Below are 6,024 nucleotides of genomic sequence, written 5' to 3'. Positions count from 1 at the left end.
CAGGCCGTCGCGCTGGTCGTTGCGGAGACGTTCGAGCAGGCCCGCGCCGCCGCGCAACGGGTCAAGGTCGATTACGAAACCGTCGAAGGCAAGTTCGATCTGGCCAGCGTGAAAGCGCTGGGCGTCGAGCCAAAAGATGAGTTGCCCGACGTCAATCACGGTGACTTCGACAAAGCCTTCGCCGCCGCTCCGGTGCAGTTCGATCAGACGTACACCACCCCGGACCAGTCCCACGCGATGATGGAACCCCACGCGACCCTGGCGGCGTGGAAAGGTGATCAACTGACCGTGTGGACCTCCAATCAGATGGTCGCCTGGAGTGTCGGTGACATTGCGAAAACCCTCGGTCTACCGAAGGAAAATGTACGTCTGGTCTCGCCGTATATCGGTGGCGGTTTCGGCGGCAAGCTGTTCATCCGCGCCGACGTTATCCTCGCCGCCCTCGGTGCGCGCATGGCTGGCCGACCAGTGAAAGTGGCCCTCGCCCGCCCGCAGATGGCCAACAACACCACACACCGTCCGGCGACGATTCAGCGCATCCGCATGGGCGCCACAGCCGACGGCAAGCTCAGCGCCATCGCCCACGAAGGCTGGTCGGGCAACCTTGCAGACGGCAAGGTCGAACTCGCCGCACAACCAAGCCAGTTGCTGTACGCCGCCGAAAACCGTCGCGTGAGCATGCGCCTCGCGCCGCTCGATTTGCCCGAGGGCAACTCCATGCGCGCGCCGGGAGAAGCGCCGGGGTTGATGGTGCTGGAAATCGCCATGGACGAGATGGCCGAGCAATTGAAGATGGACCCGGTGCAGTTCCGCATTGTCAACGATACGCAAGTCGATCCGGTCAAAACCGAGCGGCCATTTTCCCAGCGCCAATTGATCAAGTGCCTGCAGACAGGCGCCGAGAAATTCGGTTGGGATCAGCGCAAGGCTCAACCGGGCAGCCGTCGTGAAGGCCGCTGGCTGATCGGCATGGGCGTGGCGGCGGCGTTTCGCAACAACCTGCTGGTCAAGTCCGGCGCCCGCGTACGCCTGGAGCGGGACGGCAAGATTGTTGTGGAAACCGACATGACCGATATCGGCACCGGCAGCTATACGATCCTCGCGCAGACTGCCGCCGAGATGATGGGCGTTGGCCTCGACGCGGTGGTGGTGCGTCTGGGTGATTCGGACTTCCCGGTGTCGGCCGGCTCCGGCGGCCAGTTCGGCGGCAACTGCTCGACCTCTGGCGTCTATGCCGCGTGCGTAAAACTGCGCGAAGCGGTGGCGAGCAAACTGGGGCTGGCGGCGGATCAGGCCGAGTTCATCGACGGTCAGGTACGCGTCGGCAGCAAGAGCGTGCCATTGCGCAATGCGGCTGAAGGCGGCGCACTGGTCGGCGAGGACAGCATCGAGTTCGGTGATCTGGCCGAGAAGTATCAGCAGTCGACCTTCGGCGCGCATTTCGTCGAAGTTGCCGTCGATGCTGCCACCGGTGAAGTACGCGTGCGCCGCATGCTCGCGGTGTGTGCGGCGGGACGGATTCTCAACCCGACTTCGGCGCGCAGCCAGGTGATCGGTGCGATGACCATGGGCGTCGGTGCGGCGTTGATGGAAGAGTTGGCGGTGGACAAGAAACTTGGGTTTTTCGTCAACCATGACCTGGCCGGATATGAGGTGCCGGTGCATGCCGACATTCCGCATCAGGAAGTGATTTTCCTTGATGAGACCGATCCGGTGTCTTCGCCGATGAAGGCCAAGGGGGTTGGTGAGTTGGGGATTTGCGGGGTCAGTGCGGCGGTGGCGAATGCGATCTACAACGCCACCGGGGCTAGGGTGCGGGAGTATCCGATTACCCTCGATAAAATCCTCTCTTCACTGCCGGAGATGATCTAAACGCCTGAAAAGAGCCCCTCACCCTAGCCCTCTCCCAAAGGGAGAGGGAACCGATCCGGGGATATTCGGGAGTTACACCGACTTGAACGTCTTGCTGTGAATCCATAATCGATACAGCACTTTCAGGTCGATGGATCACGTTTTGCTGTGAATCCATAATCGATAGAGCATTTTCAGGTCGATGGGTCGCGTTTGCTGTGAACCCATAATCGACTCGGTCTTTCCGGTCGATGTATGACACAAGACACCTCGGTCGGCTCCCTCTCCCTCTGGGAGAGGGCTGGGGTGAGGGAAGCGCTTCACTCGGAAAGCGGATATTGCTCGGCACTCACCGGCTCCATCCAATCCGCGACGTTGCCATCGAGCACTTCAGCAATCGCGATATGCGTCATCGCCGTGCCGGGCGCCGCCCCGTGCCAATGCTTGGTCCCCGGCGCGATCCACACCGTATCGCCAGGACGAATGTTGCGAACCGGCTGCCCCCATTCCTGCACAAAACCGGAACCGGCCGTGACGATCAAGGTCTGCCCCAACGGATGCGTATGCCACGCGGTGCGCGCGCCCGGCTCAAACGTCACCGTCGCGCCACTGACTCGCGCTGCGTCGGAGCCTTTGAACGGCGCATCGACCCGCACAGTGCCAGTGAACCAATCTGCCGGGCCTCTGGCCGAAGGTTGCGAACCATTCGGTGTCACGGTCACGCGCGGATTGTCATTGGCCTGCACCTCACCCGCCAACAGGGAAAGGGTCAACGCAGAAGCGGCAATCGGGTTCATGGCAATTCCTCCAGATAAGCAATGCCACTACTTTACCCATCCGAACTCTTCAGATAATCGACTAGAATTCGAAAAAACTTATGCAGGACACTCATCAATGCTTCGGGAAAACGCCACCGACCTGCTCGCCTTCCTCGCCGTCGCCCGCGAGCGCAGTTTCACCAAAGCGGCGGCCAAACTCGGCGTTTCGCAATCGGCGCTCAGTCACACGATTCGCGCGCTTGAAGCGCGTTTTGGCTTGCGCCTGCTGACCCGCACGACTCGCAGCGTCTCGCCCACCGAGGCCGGCGAACACCTGCTGCAAACCATCGGCCCGCGCTTCGAAGAAATCGAACTGGAGCTCGCCGCCCTGAGCAACCTGCGCGACACCCCGGCAGGCAAGATCCGCCTCAACGCCACCGATCATTCGCTGGACTGGCTGCTGCGCCCGGTGCTCAAGGACTTTTTGCCGAAATACCCGGATATCAGCGTCGAGGTGAGCTGCGATTATGGTTTCGTCGACATCGCCGGCCAGGGTTTCGACGCGGGTGTGCGTCTGGGCGAAGACGTCGCGCAAGGCATGATCGCCACCCGCATCGGCCCCGACATGCGCATGGCGGTGGTTGGCTCGCCCGCCTACTTCACCAAACGCCCCCCGCCGCAAACGCCACGCGACCTGACCGACCACGCCTGCAACAATCTGCGCCTGCCCACCAACGGCGGTTTGTACAGTTGGGAGTTCGAGAAGGATGGCGAAAGCCTGAAAGTGCGGGTGTCCGGGCAGGTCACCCTGAACGGCGTCTACCCGTTGCTCGACGCGGCGCTGGACGGTTTCGGCCTGAGCTACATCCCGGAGAACATCGTCGCGCCGTATCTGGCCGACGGCCGTTTGCGGCAAGTGCTGGAAGACTGGTGCCCGGCGTTTGCCGGTTATCACCTCTACTACCCGAGCCGACGCCAGGCTGCGCCGGCGTTTGCGTTGTTGCTGGAGGCGTTGCGCTATCGCGGTTGAGGGCTTGTCATTTTTTATAACAACCCGCAGCCCCCCACAACGCCTTGGCTAACGTCACCGCCTCTTTCACAGAATTCGCAGTCACGGTTGCAAACTGTCCACGCTGCGGTCCCATACACACATATTTTTCATCAAGCGCGTAGGCAGCAAACAGAATGAACACGAGGCAAACTCCGGTAAAACAGGCCAATCGACGGCTTAGCACATCCATGCTGATTCTTCCTGAGCGAAGTAGGTGTCATCATGATTACGTGCTAACAAACCCCCTCCAACTGTCAGATCTGACAGTTTCAAAGACCATTTGGAAATTAAAACCCTCAGCCATAGAAGAAAACGGAAGATCCCGGCTCGCTCAACCTGCCAACGCAATCAACTGATGCCGCTGCGCATCGGTGAGCATCGGACCGAACCCGGCCCTGGCGTTATCAGCCATGTAACGCGGATTGCCCGTGCCCGGGATCACGCAAGTCACCGCCGAATGTGACAGCAGAAACTTCAATGCCAATTGTGGCCAACTGTTGACTTGCACATCCGACACCCAGCCCGGCAGCGGTTTATCTTTGAGCCGCGCCAGCAAGCCTCCCCCACCAAAAGGCCGATTGCAGATCACCGCCACGCCGCGCTCACGACACAACGGCAGAATACGTTTCTCTACGCCTCGATCATCAAGGGCGTAATTGATTTGCAGGAAATCCACTGGTTCGGCCTTCAGCACCGCTTCGACTTCCTCATAGGCCGAGGGCGTGTAATGGGTGATGCCGATGTAACGGATGCGCCCCTGCGCTTTCCATTCGCGCAGGGTCGGCAGGTGGGTCTGCCAGTCGAGCAGGTTGTGGATCTGCATCAGGTCGATGCGCTCGGTGCGCAGCAGGTTGAACGACTGCTCCATCTGCGCGATGCCCTCCTCGCGCCCGCGCGTCCACACTTTGGTGGCCAGAAACGCCGGCGAACGCGGTTCGTGGATCGACAGCAGTTCACCGGTGGTTTGTTCGGCGCGGCCGTACATCGGTGAGCTGTCGATCAGCGTGCCGCCCTTGGTGAACAGCTCATCGAGCACCGCCTGCAATTGCCGGTAGGCCGGGTCGCCGGGGCCGACGTCGAAACCGCGATAGGTGCCCAGGCCGACGATGGGCAGCGACTCGGCGCTGGAGGGGATGGCGCGGGTCTGCATGGTTTGGCCTCCGGTGGTCGCGGACGTGGTGGTTGTGGCCAACGCCCGATCAAAGGTGAAGACCGCCGAAACCCCGGCAGCCAGCGTGAGCAATCGGCGACGGGAGTAACCCTCAGTGTGGCGCATGCTGGTTCCCCTGCTGCGTGGATCTGTTGCCGGTTGTGTGGGTGTGCGGCCCGGTTGCAGGGCTGGACTACACTGCGACAGCCATCCTTCACACACCGTTAAAAGTAGCCGAATGTCCCGAACCCTGGTGTCACTCGTCGCATTGATCGTTGCCGTGTACCTGGTGCTGTGTGCGGCGCTGTTCTTTTTTCAGCGCTCGCTGATCTATTTTCCGCAGCCCAATGCTGTCAGCGGCAGCGACTCACAACTGACTCTGTCGATGCCGGACGCGCAGATATCAGTGGTCACCCGCGAGCGCGTCGGGCCACGGGCACTGATCTACTTCGGCGGCAATGCCGAGGACGTGTCGCGCAATCTGCCGGAGTTTTCCGAGGCGTTTCCCGGTTACGCGGTGTATTTGCTCAACTACCGCGGCTTCGGTGGCAGCGGCGGCTCACCGTCCGAGGCGGCGATTGCCGAGGATGCGCTGGCGCTGTTTGATCAGGTCTACGCCAGCCATCCGCAGATTGCGGTGGTCGGGCGCAGTCTCGGTTCCGGCGTGGCCGTGCGTCTGGCCAGTCAGCGGCCGGTGCAGCAATTGATTCTGGTGACGCCTTACAACAGCCTCGAAGAAATCGCGGCACGCCAGTATCCGTGGGTGCCGGTGCAGTGGTTGCTCAAGGACCGCTTCGAATCCGGCAAGTACGCCGCGCATATCCGCGTGCCGACGTTGTTACTGGCGGCAAGCGACGACGAGGTGATTCCCCGCGCCAGCACGCAGCGTTTGCTGGAGAATTTCCCGCAGGGTGTGGCGGAGCTCCGGGTGGTACCAGATTCGGGGCATAACTCGATCTCGGACCGTGCGCAGTATTTGCAGTGGATGGGGGATGTGTTGAATCGGTGATAGTGGTCTGCCTGTGTCTTTTTGTATTGGCTGAACCGTCCCCATCGCTGGCGAGCCAGCTCCCACAGGGTACGGAGTCGTTCACACAAATCGTGTTCAGCGCAAAAACTGTGGGAGCTGGCTTGCCAGCGATTAGGCCTGATCAGCCACCGCCCATTTCCCTGAAACTGACAGCAAGTCGTCGTCCCACAATAAAACCCCTCCC

General features: G+C 61.1%; 6 protein-coding genes. 3 read left to right on the top strand and 3 right to left on the bottom strand.

Annotated features, from left to right (window positions below; translation table 11 throughout):
* The coding region (locus M9827_RS06600) for a xanthine dehydrogenase family protein molybdopterin-binding subunit (protein WP_250604416.1) at positions 1–1,872 on the top strand (1,872 nt) is incomplete at its 5' end.
* A gap of 299 nt (positions 1,873–2,171) precedes the next feature.
* Here M9827_RS06600 and M9827_RS06595 read toward each other — a convergent pair.
* Positions 2,172–2,648: a (R)-mandelonitrile lyase gene (locus tag M9827_RS06595; RefSeq protein ID WP_250604414.1), complete on the bottom strand. Its 477-nt coding sequence runs from the start codon at positions 2,646–2,648 to the stop codon at positions 2,172–2,174.
* Positions 2,649–2,745: 97 nt separating this feature from the next.
* On the opposite strand from M9827_RS06595, the gene M9827_RS06590 reads away from it, so the two are divergent.
* Positions 2,746–3,639, top strand: coding sequence for a LysR family transcriptional regulator (locus M9827_RS06590; RefSeq protein WP_250604413.1), 894 nt, complete (start codon positions 2,746–2,748; stop codon positions 3,637–3,639).
* 7 nt (positions 3,640–3,646) lie between these two features.
* On the opposite strand, the gene M9827_RS06585 is transcribed toward M9827_RS06590, so the two are convergent.
* Both M9827_RS06585 and M9827_RS06580 read right to left on the bottom strand, forming a co-directional pair.
* Entirely contained in the window at positions 3,647–3,850 is a 204-nt protein-coding gene (locus tag M9827_RS06585) for a hypothetical protein (protein WP_250604411.1), read from the bottom strand.
* Positions 3,851–3,991: 141 nt separating this feature from the next.
* Positions 3,992–4,936 carry an aldo/keto reductase gene (locus M9827_RS06580; RefSeq protein WP_250604409.1) on the bottom strand — a complete coding sequence of 315 codons (945 nt, stop codon included), beginning with the start codon at positions 4,934–4,936 and terminating at the stop codon, positions 3,992–3,994.
* 112 nt (positions 4,937–5,048) lie between these two features.
* Here M9827_RS06580 and M9827_RS06575 point away from each other — a divergent pair, with 112 nt between their 5' ends.
* Positions 5,049–5,819, top strand: coding sequence for an alpha/beta hydrolase (locus M9827_RS06575; protein WP_250604407.1), 771 nt, complete (start codon positions 5,049–5,051; stop codon positions 5,817–5,819).
* The last annotated feature ends 205 nt before the right edge of the window (positions 5,820–6,024 follow it).

Origin of the sequence: Pseudomonas sp. AKS31, assembly GCF_023634765.1 — a bacterium.
In the GTDB taxonomy this organism is placed as follows: Bacteria; Pseudomonadota; Gammaproteobacteria; order Pseudomonadales; family Pseudomonadaceae; genus Aquipseudomonas.
The sequence above is the reverse complement of the archived record's forward strand: the minus strand, read 5'-3'. Positions and strand labels throughout refer to the sequence as shown.